Source organism: Streptomyces lancefieldiae, assembly GCF_031845825.1.
GTDB lineage: Bacteria > Actinomycetota > Actinomycetes > Streptomycetales > Streptomycetaceae > Streptomyces > Streptomyces lancefieldiae.
The window spans coordinates 1-630 of the sequence record NZ_JAVRFH010000272.1 but is presented as its reverse complement, the minus strand read 5'-3'; the positions used below and the strand labels follow the sequence as shown (position 1 = coordinate 630).

General features: G+C 72.2%; 1 protein-coding gene and 1 pseudogene. Both read right to left on the bottom strand.

What is annotated here, in order from left to right:
- On the bottom strand, positions 1 to 446 hold a 446-nt coding region (locus RM812_RS42095; RefSeq protein WP_311586283.1), incomplete at its 3' end, for a CE1759 family FMN reductase.
- Positions 443 to 630, bottom strand: a pseudogene (locus RM812_RS42090) (5,10-methylene tetrahydromethanopterin reductase); the annotation flags it as partial. The pseudogene RM812_RS42090 and the gene RM812_RS42095, both read right to left, overlap by 4 nt.

Below are 630 nucleotides of genomic sequence, written 5' to 3'. Positions count from 1 at the left end.
ACGCCGGTGGGGACGACGACGGCCTTGAGGTACGCGAAGAGCGGACGCAGCGCGTGGTCCAGGACGAGCGAGTGCCGGGCGGTGCCGCCGGTCGCGGCGATCAGCACCGGCTTCCCGGCGAGCGCGTTCTCGTCGGTCGCGCTCAGCGCGTCGAAGAACGACTTGAACAGCCCGCTGTACGACGCCGAGAACACCGGCGTGACGGCGATCAGCCCGTCGGCCGCCGCCGCCGCGTCGAACGCGGCGGACAGCGCACGCGCGGGGAAGCCGTTGGTGAAGGCGTGCGCGATCTCAAGGGCGAGGTCGCGCAGCTCGATGACCTCGATGGCGGCTGGTTGAGGCTCGGGAGCCGTAGCTGCCGGAGCGGCGACCGCGGCGAGCCGGTCGGCGAGCAGCCGGGTGGAGGACGGGACGCTCAGTCCCGCGGAGACGACGACGAGCTTCATGAGCGGGCTCCTTCCTCGACCGTGGCCTTCCGGGTGGCCACCAGGGAGGCGTGGGTGGGGGCGTCCGGCACGTTCGCCGGGCGGTTCTTGGCGAACTCCTCGCGCAGCACCGGCACGACCTCTTCGCCGAGCAGGTCGAGCTGCTCCAGCACGGTCTTCAGGGGCAGCCCGGCGTGGTCCATGA